The 22,674-nt window shown below is 38.7% G+C and carries 12 protein-coding genes; 3 read left to right on the forward strand and 9 right to left on the reverse strand.

Translation table 11 applies throughout. The features are described 5' to 3' along the window. Positions 1 to 9 precede the first annotated feature (9 nt). The 5 genes from I6F44_RS07895 to I6F44_RS07915 all read right to left on the reverse strand — a co-directional run bounded on the left by I6F44_RS07895 (position 10) and on the right by I6F44_RS07915 (position 9,717). On the reverse strand, positions 10 to 1,515 hold the full coding sequence (locus I6F44_RS07895; RefSeq protein WP_121955278.1) for an MFS transporter: 1,506 nt from the start codon (positions 1,513 to 1,515) through the stop codon (positions 10 to 12). Next, positions 1,508 to 3,367, reverse strand: coding sequence for an alpha-amylase family glycosyl hydrolase (locus I6F44_RS07900; RefSeq protein WP_121955277.1), 1,860 nt, complete (start codon positions 3,365 to 3,367; stop codon positions 1,508 to 1,510). Before I6F44_RS07900 ends, I6F44_RS07895 begins: the two co-directional genes overlap by 8 nt. A 90-nt stretch (positions 3,368 to 3,457) precedes the next feature. After that, entirely contained in the window at positions 3,458 to 5,308 is a 1,851-nt protein-coding gene (locus I6F44_RS07905) for a glycoside hydrolase family 13 protein (RefSeq protein ID WP_121955276.1), read from the reverse strand. A gap of 2 nt (positions 5,309 to 5,310) precedes the next feature. Further along, a complete protein-coding gene (locus tag I6F44_RS07910) occupies positions 5,311 to 6,801 on the reverse strand; it encodes a tryptophan halogenase family protein (protein ID WP_121955275.1) in 1,491 nt (496 codons plus the stop codon). Positions 6,802 to 6,933: 132 nt separating this feature from the next. Continuing rightward, positions 6,934 to 9,717: a TonB-dependent receptor gene (locus I6F44_RS07915; RefSeq protein WP_121955274.1), complete on the reverse strand. Its 2,784-nt coding sequence runs from the start codon at positions 9,715 to 9,717 to the stop codon at positions 6,934 to 6,936. Between the two features lie 662 nt (positions 9,718 to 10,379). On the opposite strand from I6F44_RS07915, the gene I6F44_RS07920 reads away from it, so the two are divergent. Beyond that, positions 10,380 to 12,002 (forward strand): alpha-glucosidase family protein, encoded by a 1,623-nt coding sequence (locus tag I6F44_RS07920; RefSeq protein WP_121955496.1) that lies wholly within the window; start codon positions 10,380 to 10,382, stop codon positions 12,000 to 12,002. A 92-nt stretch (positions 12,003 to 12,094) separates the two neighbouring features. Here I6F44_RS07920 and I6F44_RS07925 read toward each other — a convergent pair whose 3' ends face one another. Continuing rightward, positions 12,095 to 12,640: a TIGR00645 family protein gene (locus tag I6F44_RS07925; RefSeq protein WP_121955495.1), complete on the reverse strand. Its 546-nt coding sequence runs from the start codon at positions 12,638 to 12,640 to the stop codon at positions 12,095 to 12,097. Between the two features lie 239 nt (positions 12,641 to 12,879). On the opposite strand from I6F44_RS07925, the gene I6F44_RS07930 reads away from it, so the two are divergent. Then, complete coding sequence (locus I6F44_RS07930; protein WP_007582596.1) at positions 12,880 to 13,122, forward strand: hypothetical protein; 243 nt, start codon at positions 12,880 to 12,882, stop codon at positions 13,120 to 13,122. Between the two features lie 316 nt (positions 13,123 to 13,438). On the opposite strand, the gene topA is transcribed toward I6F44_RS07930, so the two are convergent. Together topA and I6F44_RS07940 are read right to left on the reverse strand one after the other, a co-directional pair. Then, complete coding sequence (gene topA / locus I6F44_RS07935) at positions 13,439 to 16,147, reverse strand: type I DNA topoisomerase (RefSeq protein WP_024592543.1); 2,709 nt, start codon at positions 16,145 to 16,147, stop codon at positions 13,439 to 13,441. A gap of 260 nt (positions 16,148 to 16,407) precedes the next feature. Continuing rightward, on the reverse strand, positions 16,408 to 19,845 hold the full coding sequence (locus tag I6F44_RS07940; protein WP_121955494.1) for a hypothetical protein: 3,438 nt from the start codon (positions 19,843 to 19,845) through the stop codon (positions 16,408 to 16,410). A gap of 193 nt (positions 19,846 to 20,038) precedes the next feature. Here I6F44_RS07940 and I6F44_RS07945 point away from each other — a divergent pair, with 193 nt between their 5' ends. Then, positions 20,039 to 21,373 (forward strand): dicarboxylate/amino acid:cation symporter, encoded by a 1,335-nt coding sequence (locus I6F44_RS07945; protein ID WP_007582590.1) that lies wholly within the window; start codon positions 20,039 to 20,041, stop codon positions 21,371 to 21,373. Between the two features lie 96 nt (positions 21,374 to 21,469). On the opposite strand, the gene sohB is transcribed toward I6F44_RS07945, so the two are convergent. After that, entirely contained in the window at positions 21,470 to 22,486 is a 1,017-nt protein-coding gene (sohB, locus tag I6F44_RS07950) for a protease SohB (RefSeq protein ID WP_121955497.1), read from the reverse strand. Positions 22,487 to 22,674 lie beyond the last annotated feature (188 nt).

The raw sequence follows: 22,674 nt of genomic DNA on the forward strand, positions 1-22,674 counted from the left end.
GTGTGACCCTTAGTTTGAATTTTTAACGCGCATTACAGCAATCGCAGCAACAACGAATGATGCAGCACCAATTAATAATGCGTAAATAGGCTGGTTAGAAAATACGTGGCGTAAAATAAGCCCTAAAATACTAGCGGCAAGCAATTGCGGTATAACAATAAAGAAGTTAAAAATACCCATATACACGCCCATTTTATTACTCGGTAGTGCATTACTTAACATTGCATAAGGAAGCGATAAAATAGAAGCCCATGCAAAACCAACGCCTATCATTGGAATAAGAAGCATTTTTGGGTCTGTTATAAACATAAAGCTCGCAAGGCCCAATGCACCTAGTAGTAAGTTAAAGCAATGTGCGCCTTTTAAGCCCATCTTTTTAACTAAGAATGGAATACACATAGCGGCAATAGCCGCAAAGCCATTGTAAGCTGCAAATAAAATACCGACCCAATCAGCCCCATCGTTAAAGGCTTTACTTGTTGCATCACTGCTGCCGTAATGAAAGCTTGTTACTGCGGCTGTGGTGTATATCCACATAGCAAACAACGTAAACCAGCTAAAAAACTGCACCCAAGCAAGCTGCTTCATTGCCTCTGGCATGGTAAATACATCTTGTACTACTTGGTAAAAACCGCCTTGTATTTTGTTAGTACTTTTAAGCGCTGCTGCAATCCACTGCACAATACCAAACGCTAATAAACCACCAGCTAATAGGTATAATTCTTTTTCAAGCGATAAGCCCATTACTAATGCAAGGGTTGCTAAACCCAACACTACAAAAATAATGGCGCCTTTATTAAAGTTAATATCAACCAGTTTGCTTGTAGTAGGTTGAGCGCTTTGCTTTTCAAAAGCAGCTAATTGCTCAGGGCTATATTCTTTGGTTCGCATAACTGTCCAAAGAACTGCGACTAGCAATACGACTCCACCCCAATAAAATGAATATTTAACAGATTCAGGAATTTGCCCTAGCGCAGCGGTATTACTTACATCAAACCAATTGGTCATCATCCATGGTAGCGCTGAGGCTAATACCGCACCAATACCAATAAAAAAGCTTTGTAACCCGTAACCTGTAGCGCGTTGTTTTTCTGGCAGGTTATCGCCTACAAGTGCTCTAAAAGGTTCCATAGTGACATTGATTGAGGCATCCATAATCCATAACATACCTGCAGCAATCCAAAGGGTTGGTGAATGCGGCATGATAAAGAGTGAGATAGTAGTAAGTACCGCCCCTATGAAAAAGAATGGACGACGACGACCAAAACGCCCCCATGTTTTATCACTCCAATAACCAATTATTGGTTGCACTATTAAGCCCGTTAGCGGTGCTGCAACCCATAAAATAGGAATATCATCCACTTGTGCGCCTAGGGTTTGAAAAATACGGCTCACATTGCCGTTTTGTAGTGCAAAACCAAATTGAATACCTAAAAAGCCAAAGCACATATTCCATATTTGCCAAAAACTTAGATTTGGTTTGTTGCTGTCATAATTATTATTTTGATTATTCATGATTAGCCTTATTAGTTAAAACTGCGCTACTAAATGCATCTAGCGAAAGCATAAGCTTTGTAACTTCTTTGTCAGTGATGATCTTTACCGTGTTTTGTTCAAGTAAGTCGTGTAGCGGTTTATTTCGCTCAAAGGTATTTGCTTGCTCTGGTGTTAAATTAATTAATACCGTTTGTGGCTCCTCACTAAAATTACTAAAAACATAAACAGATTGCTGTCCCAGCGAGCGTACAAAACCAACAACGCGTTCGCTATTGCTAAGTGAAAGCTCTGACATGGTTCCACCTACAACAGCGGGCAAACTATTGAGAGCCATTATTGATTTATAATAATCACGAAGTGATGCTTGCTCGCTCGATAAGTTAGCGCCGTCGAATTTGCCGTTGTTCATCCATGCTTGATGCGCTGGTACACCAATATAGTCAAAAATACTGGTGCGAGTAGATGTGCCAAAACCTGCGTTTTCAGATCCGTCCTCACCCACATCTTGGGCAAAATATAATAAAGTAGGTGCGCGACTCATTAAGTTAGAAACGACCATTGCTGGTTTACCCCAGCGTGCATCACCTGCAAAATCAGTGCTCGCAATGCGTTGTTCGTCGTGATTTTCTAAAAAGTGCAGCATGTGCGCTTCAATATCAGCCACTTGGCTTTGGGCTGCAAAAATAGTATTAGCAGCTTGCTTACCCTGCATAATGGCTTTTAATGTGTCGTAAAAGCCGACTTTGTCATACAAGTAATCCATTTTTCCTTGCTGAATATACGCTCTGTACATTTGTGGGTTGTAAACTTCAGCCAATAAAAACGCATCGGGCTTTTGCATTTTTATTGATGAATTTAAAAAGCTCCAAAATTCAACCGGCACCATTTCGGCCATATCGTACCTAAAGCCATCTACGCCTTTATCAAGCCAGTACAAAGTGATGTCTCTAAATTTATACCAACTATTAGGAAGCTCTTTATTTTGCCAAAACGCATAATGAGCGCGATAATCTTGGTTTTCTAACTCTTTAGGTAATACAGGAAAGTCATAGCTACCATCAGGCTTAACGCCATAATTCACTCTTACGGTTTCGTACCAATCGTTAATATCTGGCTTGGGTGCACGCGCACCATTACCCGTCCATTTTGCTGGCGTTTCATCAAAAAAACCGTCAGCTAAAGGGTGAGTATTACCCCCTAAAACTGTATAGCTTTGTGATGTTGGAACCTGAAAAGACTGACCCGGGACATAATAAAAGTTATTATTTTTATCGTACTCTTTGCTGGTGTCGTCTTGTTCACCAAAGTCTTTTATTCCTTTGGGTTTTGCTACTGATTTATAATTACGAGCCACATGGTTAGGTACAATATCTATAACCACTTTCATGCCATGCTCATGAGTACGCTCAATCAGATCACTAAACTCACCCATTCTATTGGTCACATTTATAGCTAAATCTGGGTTTACGTCGTAGTAATCTTTTATTGCATAAGGTGAACCTGCACGGCCTTTAACTACATCAGGGTCGTCTTGCGTAATCCCATACTCGGTATAATCGCCCACTAGCGCATGATGTAAAACACCGGTATACCAAACATGGGTCGTACCCAATTCTTTAATACCTTTAAGTGCAGCATCGTTAAAGTCGGCAAATTTACCTACGCCATTTTGCTCTTTTGTACCCCAGGGCACATTCGCGGTCTGTGTGTTACCAAATAAGCGTGTAAATACTTGGTATACAACAGGCTTTGTTAACTCATTTTGCGCCTGTTTAGGCGCTTGCTGTTGTTCGGTTTCATTATTGTCTGAGCACGCACTTGTTATAAGTGCGCTGCACAGTAATGCAGGTACATAAACTGATTTTTTCATTGTGTGTCTTTTTGTCAGTAGTGTTATAGCTTTATACTAAAGATATCTGCAGCAAGCATACAGTTGCTGCATACGTATTCACTTAAACATTCACGGCGTATTAATCACTAATACCGTAGCAGTCATTGGCTCTAAGTTAATACTGTTAGTTAGTTTAAAAGTGTGTTGTGTGAATAATGCCTGCGCATTGGCATTTTTTGGTATAACTTCTTGCATGTAATCAAGATTATGCTTTTGTGTTACTTTGTTTTTATTCATAAAAACTAATACTGTTTGCGTATCACTAACGCGAGCATAACTATAAACACCATTGTTCGGACTGAAATGAACGAGCTTACCCTTTGCAAGCGCCGGGCTTTGCTTTCTAAAGTTAAGTAGCGTGCTTATAGTTTCGTGCATATCGCGCTGATTTTTACTTAACCCGACTCCAGTAAACGCATTAGCGTTTTGATTTTTGAACCCACCTGGAAAATCAATGCGTATATCACCATGATCTTTACTCGGCGTATTATCCAATAATATTTCGGTTCCATAATATATTTGAGCAATGCCGCGCGTTGTTAAAAACAAAGTCATCGCCATTTTAGTTTTAGCTAAGTCTTGCCCAAGCTCCGTATATACACGGCTCATATCGTGGTTATCAGCAAACACCATAATGTTATTGGTGTCTGGGTATAAAAAATCGTTAGCTAATGACTGATATACTTTAACCCAGCCTGTGCTCCAACCCTCGTCTTCATTTAAAGCTCGAATTACCGCCTCTTGCAACGAAAAGTCCATCACACTGGGTAAGCTTGACACATACCCATCTTGATTTACTTTACCGCGCTGCCAATACGACGCTATTGCAGGGTTTGAAGTCCACTCTTCGCCAACAATATTAAAGTGTGGGTATTCATCCATAATGGCCTTGGTCCAATCACTTAAAAATGCTTTGTCTGAGTAAGAGTAAGTATCAACTCGAATACCGCTTAAATCTGCGTATTCAATCCACCAAATTGCATTTTGAATTAAATACTCATTTAATAATGGTTGGCGCTGGTTTAAATCGGGCATGCTAGCGACAAACCAACCATCGCTAAACTGGCGTTTATCGTAGTTACTTGCGTGTGGATCTTGAATTGTTTGGCGCGCATGGCTTGTGGCATTTTTACCATTTTCAAACTGCCCATTAAAGTTAATCCAATCTTGAGTTGGTTTATCCTTCATCCACGGGTGCTCAGCACCAAAGTGATTAAGCACCATATCCATAACAAGCCCAATGCCCTGCTCTTTAGCCTTTATTGATAACGTTTTGTATAAATTATTTGATCCCATTCGCGGATCAACGTTGTAAAAGTCTGTAATCGCGTAACCATGATAAGAGTAATCTGGCATGTTGTTTTCAAGCACTGGAGTAAGCCAAAGCTGTGTTACACCTAAATTATTTAAATACGGTAATGCGTTAATAACACCTTGAATATCCCCTCCATGTCGCCCGCCTTTAAAGCTTGTATTTTCACTCTCTAGCATACCTCTAACTGTATCGTTTTTTTCATCACCATTTACAAAGCGATCTGGGTTAATTAAATATAAAGCATCTGCATTTGTGAAACCTTGACGTTGCGCGCTGTGTTTATCTCGGGTAAGTAAAGGAAATTCAAAGCTATGTACTGGATCGCTACTCTTAAATTGAAGCGTTCCCGCTTTAGCGTTATCGCTAATATTTAAATGTAGAAAAGCATAATTAGGGTTGTCAGTGCGTGTTACGTTATTAAGTTCAACCCCTTTATACTGATCTAATTTAAATTCTTCGTTAGCTATATTTTGCTCATGCACTAGAACTGTAATGTTATTTTTATTCATGCCTACCCACCAATTGGCAGGCTCTACATTAAGTGCATAACTAAAGCTTGGTAAGCTACATACGCTTACTAGTAAAAGTGTGTTTAAAAATCGCATTGTTATACCTTTTTAATGCTGGCTAAAAAATTCTGGTGAGTTGGTAACTGCGTTACAGTTGAGCTGATCAACGTTTTTAAAGTAGAGAATAAATCGCTCAGTTGATCATCACTTAGTGAATCAACAATACTGTTATAGTCATCAGAGATAAGCCCTTGCCCTATCATGACTTGCTGCCAAGCAACTTCGGCGAATAGTTCATCATCTTCACGTATTACTTTGCCTGTGTGTTTAAATAAATTCAGTTTATGGGTAAGGGAATTTGGTATATCCATTTGCATGCATTGACGCCAAAACGGTGAGTCTTCTCGCTCGGTGAGTTTATAATGCAAAATAATAAAATCACGTATGTGCTCTAATTCAATAACGCTTTGTTTATTAAACTCCGTTACTAACGCATCGCTAATACCGTTGTGTGGAAATAGCTTAATTAAACGCGTAACCGCAGTTTGAATTAAATGAATACTGGTTGACTCTAGCGGCTCTAAAAAACCACTTGAGAGGCCAACCGACACCACATTTTTATGCCATTGCTTTAAACGCCGACCTGTTTTGAATTTTATAATACGGGGCTCTGTAATTGGCTCAGCGGGTAAGCTTTTTAGCAGTAACTGCTTAGCATCATCATCTGACAAGTATCTACTGCAATAAACAAGGCCATTACCAATACGATTTTGCAGTGGTATTTGCCATTGCCAACCAGCACTATGTGCAATAGATCGCGTATAGGGCTTAAGCTCATGAGTACTTTTTGTTTGTACGGCTACTGCACTATCGCATGGTAAGTAATGAGACCAATCAATAAACCCTGTATTTAGTGTTTGTTCAATTAATAGTGCACGCAGCCCGGTGCAATCTATAAATAAATCCCCACTAATTTGACTGTCGTTATCCAGTGCTAGGCTTTTAACATTGCCTGTATCGCATTGTTCAACATGGCTTATTTTTGCATCTATGTGTTTAACACCGCGCGATATAGCCAACTTTTTTAAGTATTCAGCGTAAAGCGTCGCATCAAAATGATATGCGTAACTCAGCCCAGGTAGTTGGGTATTAGGAATTGTATTGAGGGGTGCAAATTTATGCTGTTTAGCCGCTTGGTAATTGAGTGAAAAATCCCATAAGTCGTCTTCGCAACCCGTAATTTGACCTTTTACCCAAAAGTTATAAAAATCGCAAAAGGGAAAATCTTTACCTAACGAGCCAAACGCATGCATGTAGCTATGCCCTGGCGTTTTCCAGTTTTCGAACTCTATACCTAATTTTATTGAAGCATTAGTGGCATTAATAAAATCTTGCTCGTTTATACCCAGCGCGTTATTAAGTTGAATAATGGGCGGTATCGTTGCTTCACCCACTCCTACCGTACCAATAGCTGATGATTCTATTAGTGTGATATTAATTACTTTACCTAACACTTTATTAAGCAGTGCTGCTGTTATCCACCCTGCGGTACCACCGCCTGCAATTACGACATGTTTTATTGGTTTCATATTATTGCCCACGCTTTAATACAGCGCTCAATAAACTTAATTAAGCGAATTGGTATTAATCAGTGTTTGATAAACTAGCTATAAAAAAGCCCTTGTAAAACAAATCACAAGGGCTTCTACACACAACTTTTATTATAGCTTGTAACTAAAGCCTAACAAGTAAGTACGACCGTAATCTTGGTAGTCACGTACTTGTAGAGCATTATCGCCAGAAAGTGACGTAAACGGTTCTTCAGTTAAGTTTTGTACTTGAAACTGAACAGATAAACCTTCAAGGCTTTCAATACCGGCCTCAGAGAAGTCATAACCTGCTTGAACATCCCAAATAGTTTCACCTAAAATATCAACTTGTTCAGTGTTAAAACCTAAACCATATACATCACCTTTAAAGGCACTGCGTTTGCGCATACTGGTACGTAATTGCATACCATGCATTTCGTAGTAAACTGTTAAGCTTTGAATTTTATCCGAAAGACCTGGTAGCTCGTAATCGTTACCGTTTTGATCTTCAATATCAGACTCAATACCAGTATGGCTGGCAATTAAACCAAAACCTTCAAGAGATGGATGAAATATTTTAAATGGTAACGCTAGTGAAAGCTCGTAACCATATAAATCGCCACCGCCGCCATTTATTTTACCGCTGCCTGTACCTGATGCTGTTGCAGGAACTTCACCTGTTGAAGGGTCAGCTACGCCTGACATATCAATTGCATACGTGCCGTCAAAAATCCACTGAGTTAAATCTTTATAGAAAAACGCAGCAGAGAAGTAACCTTCATCGCTAAAGTAATTCTCGTAAGTAAAATCGTAGCCGGTTGCTTCTTTAGGTTCTAAATTTGGGTTACCACCCGATACAGACCAATAGTTGCCATTTTCATCAGGTGTTTGATTATATGAAGCATTAACTGATGAATTCATTTCATCTAAGCGTGCACGAGAAATTGTTTTAGCAGCACCAAAACGTATCGTTTGTTGCTCATCAATCGCAAGTGACAAGTTTAAGCTAGGTAATACGTGCGAGTAATCATGACTTATGTTTGTAGGTGATGTAACAACCACACCATCAACAGTACTAAATGCATTACCTTGTGATGATTGATCAGTTTGTACATAACGCACGCCCACGTTACCCGTTAATGCAAGGCCGCTTACTTCAGCATTAATATTAGCTTGAACAAATGCAGAAGTAATTTCTTCTTTTACAGTCCACGATTTAGTCGCATGACTTGTATTTGTTAAGCTCTCTGCCAGTAAGTCGTAATAACCGTCGTTAACTAAGCCATTTACGTCATAAGCAATCATATCGCCCATGCCTATAAAGCCTAAATCAACACTTCCGTTACGGTACTGTTCTGGCACATTAAGCATGCCTGGGTTATCAAGCGAAAAGCTAGATAACGTCATAAAGTAACCTTCTGAATCTTTTGTTTTCTCACGTTCTTTGTAAGACATACCAAATTCAATAGAGCTTATGTACTCGTTTTCTAATACCTTTGAAGCCGCTATTTTTAATGTTGACAGCTCATCTTCAATGGTCGGTGCATTAATAAAACCATCTTGCGCTTGGTTTTCATACTCAGTACCAGTTAAACCATATTTATCGTTAAGTGCAGAGCTTGCACCCCACGATAGCGGGCCACCTAACTGTATTAAACCATAATCGCTATAATCTAAGTCATGAGTAAAACTTGCGCCGGTATTTCCACCATTAAATGTATAACCTAAGTTATCTGCAACACCGCGAGCATCACCACGCCCTGTACCTGAGTAGCTCTCAACACTCCAGATTTTACGGTCTACTTGTGAATAACTTGCATCAAACTCTACTGACCACGAATCGTCAATATCATATTTAGTATTAAAACCAAAAGCTGTAAGTTCCGCTTCGCGTTCTTCATAATCGTTTCGAACTACTACACGTTGGCCTTGTGTTACTGCACTTGTTATAAAGCCAGATGCTTCATCAACTACAACACTATTTGCATCAATACTACCTTGACCCCATGCAAATGGAACTTCAATACCGCGTAGAATTTTTTCATCTGTAAAATCTACATATAACGCATCAAACGTCATGTTTAATTTGTCTGTAGGGGCGGCTTCAAGTACTAGCATTGCCGAATCACGCTCAAGGGTTGATGAACGTACAAATGGTTTAGCGCCGCCTAGAATTGAATAATCGTTACCATTTTCGGTGAATTCTGGGTAGCCCCATGAGTTCCAACGTTTTTCTTGATTTGGTGAACTCATTGTATTTAAAGCAAAGGCAACACCAATTGTATCGTCAGCAAACTGATCGATGTATGAGATAGTGCCTCGATAGCCGTCATCATTACCGTCTGGATTTAATTTACCAAAGCTGGTTTGCTCATACTGCCCATTTACTTGCACAACACGCTCGCCTTTACTTAAAGGGCGCACGGTTTGCATATTAATAACACCGGCAATGCCTTCAGCATCTATACTTGCATTTGGCGTTTTATAAACAGTTACACCGCTCATTATTTCTGATGGGTAAAGGTCAAACTCTACACCACGGTTATCACCAATCGATACTTGTTCACGACCATTAAACGTAGTACCACTTTCATTCTCGCCAAAACCACGGATAGAGACACGACTTGCTCGGCCATCTAAGCGCTGAGCTGTTAAGCCTGGTAAACGTGCAATTGATTCAGCAATTGAAGAGTCTGGCAGCTTACCTATATCTTCTGCAGAAATAGATTCTACAACCTGTGTAGAAAAACGTTTTGTGTTGATTGATTCTACAACACTGCCACGAAAGCCTTTAACTTCGATAACTTCTACATCATCTTTTTTTATTGTATCTTCTTGAGCAGCCTGTGTAGCAAAGCTTGATAAGCCTGCAGCTGTTAATGCTAAAGTTAATATACTTGGTTTGAACATAGACATAATGTTTTCCCGTTACCCATATTGTGATACCCGCGTTCAATGTTTAAGTGATAGTTAAACAAGGCGAGCTAATTTTGTTGTCAGGATGAATATTAACGCCAGATTTATTTTATTAACAACTTTATGCATACGTATTCAACAATTTCAATGTAGCCTAACATTAACATACATTACACACATATAATTTTAACCATATGATTTTATTAAAAATAAACAAAGCAAAAAACACTGAAAGAGCATGACAGATTAAATCTATTTTGTAGAAAACTAATAGCCTTTCTACTGGAATGTAAACAAGATGAAATTAATTGGCACTGTTATATAACGTTTAAATAATTGCACATTTACTAAGTGTTAAATTGGTCAGACCATTTCTAGTAAAACCAAGGGTATATTTCCTTTATAGTACAAACTGTTAGGTTAAATTTAACTAAAAAATTAATGAATAACATAATTGGTAAACATTAAACACACAAAACGAACACCGCTAAAGATGCGCTAAGCGCTTATTTTAAATAATTTTATTGCATTATTTTTAGTGCATACGTATGCAGACTTTTTACAGAATTACAGGCTTCACGTATGCTTTTTGAAAATAACGTGATTAATCGTAATCACAATGAAGAATAGTCTAAATACTGTGTGGAATGACGGAGAAAAGCATGACCCAAAAGCAGTGGTATAAAGGTGCGGTTATTTATCAAGTTTATCCGCGTAGCTTTCAAGATAGCAACAACGATGGTATTGGTGACTTAAAAGGGATTATTAATCGTATTGATTACATTAAAAGCTTAGGCGTTGATGCAATTTGGATTTCACCTTTTTTCAAATCGCCGATGAAAGACTTTGGCTACGATATTAGTGACTACCGTGACATTGACCCGCTTTTTGGTGATTTAAACGATTTTGATGAACTTATTAGCCAAGCCCACGATCGCAACATTAAAATTATAATTGACCAAGTACTAAGCCATACATCAGATCAACACCAATGGTTTACAGATAGCCGCGAAAATCAAAATAACGATAAAGCGGATTGGTATGTTTGGGCTGAAGCTAAAGATGACGGCACATCACCTAATAATTGGCTGTCTATTTTTGGTGGTGGCGCGTGGCAGTGGGAACCTCGCCGTGGGCAATATTATTTGCATAACTTTTTAACCGAACAACCCGATTTAAACTTTCATAATCCTGACGTAAGACAAGCTGTACTTGATAACGTAGAGTTTTGGCTTAAAAAAGGCGTTGATGGCTTTAGATTAGATGCTATTAACTTTTGTTATCACGATGCACAACTTCGCGATAACCCAGCTAAACCAAAAGATAAGCGCCAGGGTCGTGGTTTTAGTGAAGATAACCCATACGCATTTCAGTATCATTACTACAACAACACTCAGCCAGAAAATATTGAGTTTATGCAAGACATTCGCACATTACTTAATAAATACCCAGGTACTGTATCGCTTGGCGAAATCTCATCAGAAGATTCATTGGCGACAATGGCGCAGTACACCCAAGGTGGCGATAAGCTGCACATGGGATATAGCTTTGAGCTCTTAACAAATGATTATTCAAGTGAATATATTAGAACTACGGTTCAAACTCTTGAACAACGTATGACTGAGGGTTGGCCGTGTTGGGCATTTAGCAACCATGATGTAGAGCGCGTAGCAAGTCGCTGGAGTGAAAATGGCGAAATAAACCCTCAGCAATGTAAAATGCTAACCGCCCTACTTGCTTCCCTTCGTGGCAGTGTGTGTATGTACCAAGGTGAAGAGCTTGGTTTAGGTGAAGCATCTGTTGCCTTTGAAGACTTACAAGACCCATACGGCATTACATTTTGGCCTAACTTTAAAGGGCGTGATGGCTGTAGAACGCCAATGCCTTGGGAGCAAGTTGATTCACCTCATGCGGGTTTTAGTGACGTAAAACCTTGGCTACCTGTTGATGATGCACACAAACAGCAATCAGTCGCTGTGCAAACTAATGATAGCAACTCAATTTTAAACGCCTATCGTGAGTTTATGGCGTGGCGCAAAAGCCAAACTGTTTTACTAGAGGGTGATATTGAGTTTATTGAAACGCCTGAGCCTGTGCTTGCTTTTTATAGAACGCTTGGACCGAAAAAAATGCTGTGCATATTTAATCTAAGCTCTCAACAAACAAGTATTGATATGCCCACATCAATCGTTAAAGAATATAATGAGCTTAGCCACCACAGCGCAAAATTAAGCCAAGACACACTTACGCTTGAGCCTTTCGCTTGCTTTTATGCAAAGTGTTAATGACATCAATAATTACACTTAATATTACAGCTAAGCTCTAAACATAAAAAGCCCAAGTAAATTACTTGGGCTTTTTTGTGCGTTTAATTTTTCTAATGACTTTGGGTTTTACTGTTTAAGTAGTCAGTTAAAGCAAATAAAACGCCTGACATTACAAACGTAACATGAATAGTCACTTTCCAAAGTAGCTCATCACTTGGATATGCGCCTGAGTTTATAAATACTTTTAATAACTCAACAGCAGAAATAGCGACTATCGCACTTATTAATTTCATCTTTAGACCTGAAAAACCAACTTTTCCCATCCAAGATGGTCTGTCTTCATGATTATCAATATTAAGCTTAGAAACAAAGTTCTCGTAACCGCTAAATATAATGATCAGCAATAACCCCGCTAATAATGCCGTATCAACTAAAGTTAGAATACCGACAAGTAACTCTTGATTTGTTGCTGTAAATGTCGCAATACCCATTAAATAAAGCTGCTTAAAAAACTTTATTAACAACAGTACAACTGCAAATAGTAAACCCACAAAAAATGGGGCTAGTAGCCAACGCCCTTTAAAAATAAAAGATTCTAATGCATGCTCTACTTTATTAGCTTGGCGTGGTTTTTTATTAGGGGTGTGTGATGACATTGATTTGTCTTTTAATTAAAAAAGCGACCTTAGCTTATAAACCACTGCAACACAAAGCTGCGAAATCCTGACAAGTAAATTACTCATCCTCACGATAAAAAAATTTCGTTATCTTTTATTTCGTTTTCGTTTAAAAATCAGTATACCAACAGAGTTGTTCTGGATTGGGCACTACTGATTTAAACCTAATCTTAAACTGGGTAAATCAGTCATCACACCATTTTTTTAGGAATAAACGAATGAAAAAAGCATTGCTAGCATTAATCGTAGCTCCACTATTTGCAGTATCTGCGACTTACGCGGTAGCAGACGATGCGCCAACAGCTTCAGCCGAAATGGTAAAAGAATACACAGAAATGTGTGTTAACTGGGCTAAAGATGATGACGTAAGCAATGAAGAGCTAAATGCCTACGTATTAAAATGCGTAAATGATGAGCTTGAATCTGAAGGCTATAAAAAAGTATCTTCTGTTAAGATTTAATCATACCAATTGCATTAAATTAGTGATCTATTTTAGCGCTAAGAAAATAGCTCAATAGCAAGTGAAATAGCATGACATATAGTTGTTTTATATGAATGTTTTTTAACGCAGTGAGTGGGTTATTTAGTGCAATATAATGACCATTTTTTAATAAAATTGGTATCTCCAATACGCTTAGTTGAATGTACTGCTAATAAAGCCGTTGCGAAAACATTTAACTAGGCACAAAAAAACCGGAATAGACACAAGCTGTGCATTCCGGTTTTTTTATGGTTTTTTAAAACCTATAAAAAGTTATGAATAAGCGATAACGTGCTTATTCATCTTCTTTTTTAGCTTTCGCTTTAGGCTTTGCTTTAGCTGGTGCCTTTTTTGCAGCAGCTTTCTTTTTAGGTGCTGCCTTTTTCTTCGCTTCTTCTGTCCATTTACCTGCTTCATAATGAGCAGTCCAGCCAGTAGCTTTACCGTCAACTTCAGTCATAACATACTGAGCTTTATTTTTACGGCTGTAGCGTACAACAGCAAGATTACCATCAGGATCTTTAGCAGGTGCATCTGCTAAGTAATAAAACTTAGGCGAGATACGGTCTCTAAAGCGTTTTAACTCTTCTACCTTAGGTGCACGTGTTTCACGAGACTTAGGAAAAGTATTTGCAGCTAAGAATATACCAGCGGCGCCATCACGTAATACGAAATACGCATCTGACTTTTCACACTCTAACTCAGTAATGTGAACAGGATCTTCTTTTGGTGGAGCAGCTTCGCCACTTTTAAGTAGTTTACGTGTGTTTTTACACTCGTCATTATTACAGCCAAAATACTTACCAAAACGACCCGATTTAAGTTCCATGTCAGAGCCACATTTATCACATTCGATAATTGGTCCGTCATAGCCTTTAATTTTAAAGGTACCTTCTTCAACTATATGCCCTTTACATGCCGGGTTATTACCACACACATGTAATTTACGGGTTTCGTCGATTAGGTATGAATCCATTGCAGTTTCACAAATAGGACAACGCTTCATCTGCATTAACTTTTCAGTTTCTACATCTTCTACATCAGCTGCAACTGCTTCATCACCCGACACCAAGTTCATTGTTGTAGTACAACGCTCTTTTGGCGGAAGGCTGTAACCAGTACACCCTAGGAAAACACCAGTTGATGCCGTTCGTATACCCATTTTTCGGCTACACGTAGGACATTCAATATCGGTTTCAACCATCTCGTTAAGACGCATGCCACCGTTCTCTGGCTCGTCTTTAGCAACAGTTAATTGCGTTGAAAAATCAGCATAAAACTTATCTAGAACTTGAGTCCATACACGCTCGCCTTCAGCGATATCATCTAAACGGCCTTCCATTTTAGCTGTAAAATCAAAGTTCATTAAATCAGTGAAATTTTCAACCAAGCGATCGGTAACTATTTCACCCATTTTTTCAGCGAAGAAACGGCGGTTTTCTACACGTACATAACCACGATCTTGAATCGTTGATATAATTGACGCATAAGTAGATGGACGACCAATACCGCGTTTTTCAAGCTCTTTTACTAAACTTGCTTCACTAAAGCGCGCTGGCGGTTTAGTAAAATGTTGCTTAGGATCAAGTTCGATTAAAGTAAGGACTTCACCTTCTTTAACAGCCGGTAGTGATTGATCTTCTTCGTTTTTCTTACGTATTGCAGGTTGTACTTTTGTCCAACCATCAAAGCGGAGCACACGGCCTTTCGCTTTAAGCTGGAAGTCGTTAGCTGCAACAGTTAGTGTTGTTAAATCGTATTCAGCAGGTACCATTTGGCACGCTACAAATTGACGCCAAATTAGCTCGTACAGCTTTTTAGCATCGGCGTCTACACCTTCAACATGACCAGATAACACGGTAACGCTTGAAGGACGTATTGCCTCATGCGCTTCTTGTGCATTGCCTTTAGAGCTGTAGCTAATTGGATCTTTTGGTAAGTATTTAGCACCAAACTCGTTTGTTACATACTCACGACACATTTCAACGGCATCTTTCGAAAGATTAGTTGAATCAGTACGCATATACGTAATATACCCGCCTTCATACAAACGCTGAGCAAGCATCATGGTCTTTTTAACGCCATAACCTAAACGTGTGCTTGCTGCTTGCTGCATGGTTGAAGTAATTAATGGCGCACTTGGGCGACTTTTACTTGGTTTTTCTTCAACGCTAATTACTTTGTATTCTGCATTCTCAAGGCTTTTAACCGCTGCGCTAGCCTGAGCTTCATTTACAGGCTTAAAAGGCTTTCCTGCTTGTTTGGCTACTTCTAAACGTAACTCAGACTCAGTATTTTTAACGTCAGCGTGAATATCCCAAAATTCTTCAGGGATAAACGCCTTAATTTCACGCTCACGCTCTACTAATAAACGTACCGCAACAGACTGAACTCGTCCTGCAGAAAGTCCACGGGCCACTTTAGCCCACAACAAAGGTGATACCATAAAGCCAACAACACGATCTAAAAAGCGACGTGTTTGCTGAGCATAAACCATATCAGTATTAAGCTCGCCAGGTGTTTCAAACGCTTGCTGTATTGCGTTTTTAGTAATTTCGTTAAAAACTACGCGCTTATACTTAGCAGGATCACCACCAATGATTTCTTGAAGGTGCCAAGCAATTGCTTCCCCTTCTCTATCCAAATCCGTTGCGAGATATATTTGGTCTGCATTTTCAGCCAGCTTTTGTAATTCTTGAACAACTTTTTCTTTACCAGGCAGTATTTCGTAATGCGGATCCCAGCCTTGGTTTGGGTCTATACCCATACGCGCGACTAAGTTTGTATAATCTCGTTGCTTTTTATACGCTGCTTTCTCTTCAGGTTCCATTTTACGAACTTCTGCTGGCGTTTTAGTTGCCGGCACTTTAGCTTTGCTCGAACCTGAAGTAGGTAAATCTCGTACATGCCCAATACTGGACTTTACGATGAAGTCATTACCTAAATATTTATTAATTGTTTTAGCCTTAGCAGGAGACTCTACAATTACTAGCGATTTGCCCATAGTTGCCTATTTCTAACCAAATATTGAAAATGTGTTTTGCCGACATAAGCGGCGCGAATATTTATAGGTATATCTACAAACACTAGTTGTTACAAGCTTTTAATACAAACTTTTCAGTATTTACTGAATAAACGAACAATTTTTGTCGTTAAATTAAACAAACTAGTGTTTTTAGATTAATTGATGTGGAATATATAGAACAGAAACAAAAATGCCAACCTAAAGGTTGGCATTTTTTATTTTAAACTACTCATTAGCAATCAACTATCATCACTTATTGCAATTTGAGCTGTTGAAATGTTGCCTTTCCCTGTCGTAAATTCGACGGTTAAGAAGCCTTCAGTTTTATCATTTCCTTCTGCTTCGCGGCTAACTGATAGAGCTTCACCAAATGCAAACGTTGCATTTGAATTGCGAATATCAAAACCATCTGTACCGCTGTATTCACCATTATCAGTAGATATAGCTACGCTGGTACCTGCAGGCATTGGGTTATTATATATATCAGAGTAATAAACAGCGAAAGTTAACGCTGATAGCTGATTCCCTGAATCTGCAGTAGTTATGTTAATTGAACCCACATCACAGTAATCTGTATTATCAGTTGCTTCTAATCTCAAGATAATAGCGCCAGACTGAGTATCTGCTTGACGATAGATATAATTACACTCTTCGATATCCTGCGCGAGCTGCATAGCGTTATCAGTAAATACTGTAGGGTCATCTATAACTGTTTCTTCTAATGCTTCAGCAAAGCGATTACGTAGTTCACTTTTTGTTACCACAAATCTACTGTATGCGGTACTACCCGACATAATAATTTCAAAAGAATCACGAATATCAACTAGTTCTTTAGTACACAGACTTTCAAATGTGTCACCATCAGTTGGTGTTGTTGCTTCCGCTTTACATACTAAACCATTATATTTTCCATCAGCTAGCGTGTGCATACCATTGAGGTCAATATCCCAGTTTTCTTCAAAATGTCCAGCATTTGTATTCTCTGGGCTACATGGATCATCACTATCGCCTTCTTGACAGTTATCAGCGGCTTTTATCACTGTCGCTGTAACAGGATCATAAATACCAGCTAAGCCATCATAAACACCGTTTTCATTGTGATCGATAAATGCTTCTGTTAGATCATAGCCACTATAATATTCGTTGGTATCAAAACGCCCATTTCCGTTAATGTCAATGAACGATTCTTGACCTTTAGCGGTAACAAGCACTGTTGCACGACCACCAAGCGGGACGCCATTTTCATTGAAAGCAGCATTTAAAATACCGGCCATACAAGGTGCTGCAGAACCAAAGTAAAGATCACAGTTAAGTTCATTAGTTTCACTTTTAGGGTTAATGCTGTTAATCTTATTGCCCCATTTTGCATCTGTGAATGGTTTTGGGTTTTGTGAACGCCATTGAGCGACGCATTGACCGTCGACTGTATTACACTCAAGCTGCGCATTAAACTCTGTACCATCAATGGTACCAATAGCACCCCCTTCAGTTGTTAAGTATACCGATGTACCATCAGGAACAGGGTTGTTAAAATGATCAGCTAAATAAACATTAACTTCTTCAATATCACCGGTATAATTTAACGCTTCAATATTGAAGTTAGTTGGTGCAGCAGTGAAACTATTGCCATCAGGTAAACCCGAACTAATCGAAACTAAATCAGATACTGTTATTACTTGCTCATCTAATGAAACTAATGAGAGTTCTCCGGTTGGGCATGAAACATTAACATCACGCTCTGCGTCATCAAGAAGACACTCATCATAAAGTTCTTTCCAGCATGTAACGTTGTCGTTTTGGTCAGCTGGAATAAGTTCGTCTGGGATGTAGCAAGCTTGCACACGCACACCCTGAGGAACAAAACCAGAGTTCACTTGAATACGTGCTAAACCTTCAGAGTCTGTTGAAACACTAGCATGCGAATAACCGGTTGCATCTGTAACTTCAGAAAGTGATATGCCACCATTAGTCGAGCTTAAACGAAAGTCTAAGCGCTTTTGCTTAGCAGTATTACCTATTTCATCTGTTAATTTGAACGTAAGTTGGCTGATTTCTTTACGAGAAACTCCACCAGTCCCTTTTAGTGCAATTACATTTTCTGATGCTTCAACAAATTCAATCGAGCTTACTGCGGCAGCCGATACAGGTACATTAACTGTAACAACTTTTGGTGTACCACCAGTAAGCACTGTCGCTGTAACCGTATCGCCTTGTGATGTGTTACAGCCATTACTTCGGTATGTCGCTGTTGCAATACCACTAATACTCGTTGCAGTATCATCCATAACAGCAAGATCAGATTCAACACAACCAGATGTAAATTCAACATCTAGTGGAGTCACAAACAAATCTCCATTTGCATCATAAATATTTACTGAAATAACCGTTGTAGCTCCAGCTGCTAGCGGCACAAATTCGTTATCAATCACATTGCCAGCATCATCTAATTTATTATATAAACCATTCGAAATTTCAACACTTAATTCTGCTGTAGCGATTTCAAATGCTTTTGAAGCAGTAACTGATTTAGCAGTAACAGATACTTCTCCCGCACCACTGTTTGCTCCTGGCTGTAATTTTAAAATTGCAAAACCAAAGTTATCTGTTAGTGCTTTACCTGATTCTGGTAACAAGGCACCAAGGTCTGTAGATAACTCAGCTATAATGCCATCAATACCATCACCTGAACTTGTATCTGTGACTTTAATCATAACGTCAATAAGTTCATCAGAAGAGAATTGATTTACAACATTACAACCAGATGCTAGATATGTGCTTTCGAGGGATGTTGTGTTGCGATTAGCATCCCAATCACTTGTACAGCCTTGTAATAACTTGATATCAAGCTCTGCTTCAGCACTTTCCACAGGTGCATCATCACCATTTGAAATAAAGCCTGCAACTTTAGTAATGCTATTACCGCTTTCATCCGTATAGATGGCAACGACTTGGCCCGCACCTTTTGAATCACCGCTACTGAGCGTTACGGAAGCTTTACCACTCCCGTCTGTTAATGCCGTACCTAACACAGGTGTGATTTTACCTGTGTAGTTAGTTGTAAAAGAAATTAGCTGGCCTTGTAAAGGTTCATCTTCATCTAACAAGGTAGCGGTAACCGTCCCTTTATTATCTTTACTGACTGGATTTTCAGCTGTAAATGGCGAACCAGTAATATCTAAAATTGAAATATCTAGTTCAATACTTCCACTCACACTTGAGTCATCATTCTCAGAACCATCTGATGCAAATCCAAACGAATCACTGTAGGTGTCTACACCGTTAATATAGGTAGCAGTAATAATACCCGCCCCCGCAGTATCGCCTGCCGTAAGAGTGATCGATGCTACACCTTCAGTGTTAGTTAAAACCGTGCCAGAGACTGGGTCAAGTAAACCAATAGAATCCGCTAACGTGAATGTAATACGCTCGCCAGACACTGCATCACCATCTTCATTAACTAAACTAGCTCTTAATTCTAAAGGAGCATTAACAGTCACACTATTCGACTCAGTATCACTCGCTTTCAAATAACCTTTCAAACTTATTGTATAGGTTGATGTTTCCGTCGTGGAATCACCATCACTAATAGAGCCGTCTTTTTCAAGTGACCCACCGCCACCACAGGCTGTGAGTAAAAAACTTAGCAATGAAATGCCGAGCAGTCGCATTAAAGGCATGAACCTCTCCCTAGCGTTGTTATTATAATTAAAATTAATTTACACTTAATATTAACCTATAACTTAGTCTAAAATCACAGTTTTTTATTACTTTTTTGTGCAAAATATTTTTAAATAAATACTAACTTTTTCTGTAGTAAATATTTCCTTGCTGGTAGTCTATGGCAAATTTATAAAATGTAGATCAGGAAATATGTCAAAAATCCGTTCAATGAGTTTAACCACTCGCATCATGATTGGTATGGCGCTTGGGGTTACAGTAGGTTTTATATTTCAGGCTATATTAGCTGGTGAAGACGATTATCTAATACCACTTGGGTTATTCTCTTTGCCAATTAAAGCCTTTTTTGTTGATGGTATTTTCCATGTTGGTGGTCAAATATTCATTGCCAGCTTGAAAATGTTAGTTGTGCCTCTTGTTTTTGTATCGCTTGTTTGTGGTACCTGTAGCTTAAGCGACCCTAAAAAGCTAGGCCGCCTAGGTGGTAAATCTATTGGTTTATATTTATTAACTACAGCTATTGCTATAACAGTGGCGATTACACTTGCCTTATTATTTAGCCCTGGTGAAGGTATAAGCTTGCCATCTAATGCAACCTACGATGCTAAAGAAGCACCTACCCTTGCACGTGTAATTATAGATATGTTTCCTACAAATCCTTTTGAAGCAATGGCCAAAGGCAATATGCTTCAAGTTATTGTGTTTGCACTTTTATTTGGTGTAGCAATGGCATTAAGTGGTAAAGCAGGAAAACGTGTTGCTACCGTATTTGAAGATTTAAACACTGTGATTTTAAAACTAGTTACGCTTTTAATGAATATTGCCCCTTATGGCGTGTTCTTTTTAATGGCAAAACTGTTTACAACAATTGAGCTTAACTTAATTGTGAGCTTAGCGAAGTACTTTGGCGTTGTAGTGCTTGCACTGTTATTACATGCTTTTGTAAACTACACATTGCTTTTAAAAATATTAACGGGCTTAAACCCGCTTATTTTCTTAGCAAAAATGAAGCACACATGCTTATTTGCATTTAGTACCTCGAGCTCAAGCGCAACTATGCCTATTACACTTGAAACTGCTACTAAAAAGTTAGGTGCTAATAACTCGGTTGCCTCATTTACTATCCCACTGGGTGCTACCATTAACATGGATGGCACTGCCATCATGCAAGGTGTGGCTACCGTGTTCATTGCACAAGTGTTTAGTGTCGATTTGACAATATCTGATTATTTAATGGTTATATTAACAGCAACACTTGCCTCTGTAGGTACAGCAGGCGTACCTGGTGTTGGTTTAATAATGCTGGCAATGGTACTTAACCAAGTTGGCTTACCTGTAGAAGGGATTGCAATTATTATCGGTGTAGATAGATTACTTGATATGACACGTACAGCAGTTAATGTAACCGGCGATTGTATGGTTACCTGTGTTGTTGCCAAGTCTGAAGGTGAGCTAGATGAGAGCATCTTTAACGACCCTAATGCAGCTAAAGACTTAGAAGATTATCATAAATCTATTGATTCATAAGCTACATTTATATAGCTATAAAAAACCTTGATGCAATCCATCAAGGTTTTTTTTCGAGTAAAAATAATTAAACTGAATCCTGAAAAAGATTCTAATCTAAGGATTTAACGACTTAAACTTAGAAAGTAAGTTTATTCCCACTTTATTTACACCACTACTCAAGCCAAGAGCTAGCTTATCGCTCAACCCTTTTTTAACTTTGTATTTAATCTTATAAATTTGGCGCTCATGTTGCTGCTCTAGCAATGCATCATCACTTGTTTTTATAACATCTACCAAGCCTTTATCAATCGCTTGAGTTGCAAACCAATGCTCACCTGTCGCAACTAAGCTTATATCTAAGCTTGGACGTTGAGTGCTTACAAACGTTTTAAATAAATCATGTGTTTGTTCAATTTCTTCACGAAATTTTTCACGGGCCTTATCTGTGTTTTCACCAAATAAAGTAAGTGTGCGTTTAAATTCACCTGCTGTTATTTGCTCAAATTCAACATCATTTTTCTTTAATATTTTATTAAAGTTAGGTATTTGAGCTATCACACCAATAGATCCAACTATTGCAAAAGGCGCTGCAAGTATCTCGTCCGCGACACACGCCATCATGTAACCACCACTTGCTGCCACTTTATCAATTGCAACACTTAGAGGGATACCCGCACTTTTAATACGCTGTAACTGAGATGCAGCAAGTCCGTAGCCATGTACAACACCGCCACCACTTTCTAAACGAATAAGTACTTTGTCTTTACTTGGATCGGCAATAGAGATAATAGCCGTTATTTCTTCTCGTAAGCTTTCTACTTCGTGAGCGTCCATACTACCCACAAAGTCAATTACATATAAACGAGGTTTAGGCTCATCTTTATCTGCTTTTTTACTCTTTGATTTAAGTTGTTTTTGATGCGCTTTAAGCTCTTTTTTACCCAACGTATTTTGTAAAAAACTTTCTTTAAGTTCAACTAGCTGCTCTGATATATCATCAATTTGTATTTCACCTTTTTTGGCCTTTGGCTTAACTGCAGCGCCAACTATTAGCATTAAAACAACTGCGATAGCGATAACAAAAGTAACTGTTTTAGCAAAAAACAAACCGTATTCGTATAAAAATTCCAACTGGTTTCTCCATTTATAAATTTCAGCTAATTTAGCATGCTTTAAAGCAAAAAAAAGCCACTTTTCAGTTAACACCATTCAGTTAAGCATGCTTTGACTTAATGGTGTACCGAGTTTTTGAAATTCGAACGGTCCTACTTTTGGGCCGTTTTCTTTTTTCTGGAAGAATATAACGTTTCACTCGTTCT

This window comes from Pseudoalteromonas sp. NZS11_1 (assembly GCF_015864275.1).
Classification (GTDB): domain Bacteria; phylum Pseudomonadota; class Gammaproteobacteria; order Enterobacterales; family Alteromonadaceae; genus Pseudoalteromonas; species Pseudoalteromonas arctica.

Bases quoted from the DNA above. Each gene is read 5' to 3' on its own strand.
- I6F44_RS07895 (WP_121955278.1), bottom strand. From the start codon at position 1,515: ATGAATAATCAAAATAATAATTATGACAGCAACAAACCAAATCTAAGT.
- I6F44_RS07900 (WP_121955277.1), bottom strand. From the start codon at position 3,367: ATGAAAAAATCAGTTTATGTACCTGCATTACTGTGCAGCGCACTTATA.
- I6F44_RS07905 (WP_121955276.1), bottom strand. From the start codon at position 5,308: ATGCGATTTTTAAACACACTTTTACTAGTAAGCGTATGTAGCTTACCA.
- I6F44_RS07910 (WP_121955275.1), bottom strand. From the start codon at position 6,801: ATGAAACCAATAAAACATGTCGTAATTGCAGGCGGTGGTACCGCAGGG.
- I6F44_RS07915 (WP_121955274.1), bottom strand. From the start codon at position 9,717: ATGTCTATGTTCAAACCAAGTATATTAACTTTAGCATTAACAGCTGCA.
- I6F44_RS07920 (WP_121955496.1), top strand. From the start codon at position 10,380: ATGACCCAAAAGCAGTGGTATAAAGGTGCGGTTATTTATCAAGTTTAT.
- I6F44_RS07925 (WP_121955495.1), bottom strand. From the start codon at position 12,640: ATGTCATCACACACCCCTAATAAAAAACCACGCCAAGCTAATAAAGTA.
- I6F44_RS07930 (WP_007582596.1), top strand. From the start codon at position 12,880: ATGAAAAAAGCATTGCTAGCATTAATCGTAGCTCCACTATTTGCAGTA.
- topA (WP_024592543.1), bottom strand. From the start codon at position 16,147: ATGGGCAAATCGCTAGTAATTGTAGAGTCTCCTGCTAAGGCTAAAACA.
- I6F44_RS07940 (WP_121955494.1), bottom strand. From the start codon at position 19,845: ATGCCTTTAATGCGACTGCTCGGCATTTCATTGCTAAGTTTTTTACTC.
- I6F44_RS07945 (WP_007582590.1), top strand. From the start codon at position 20,039: ATGTCAAAAATCCGTTCAATGAGTTTAACCACTCGCATCATGATTGGT.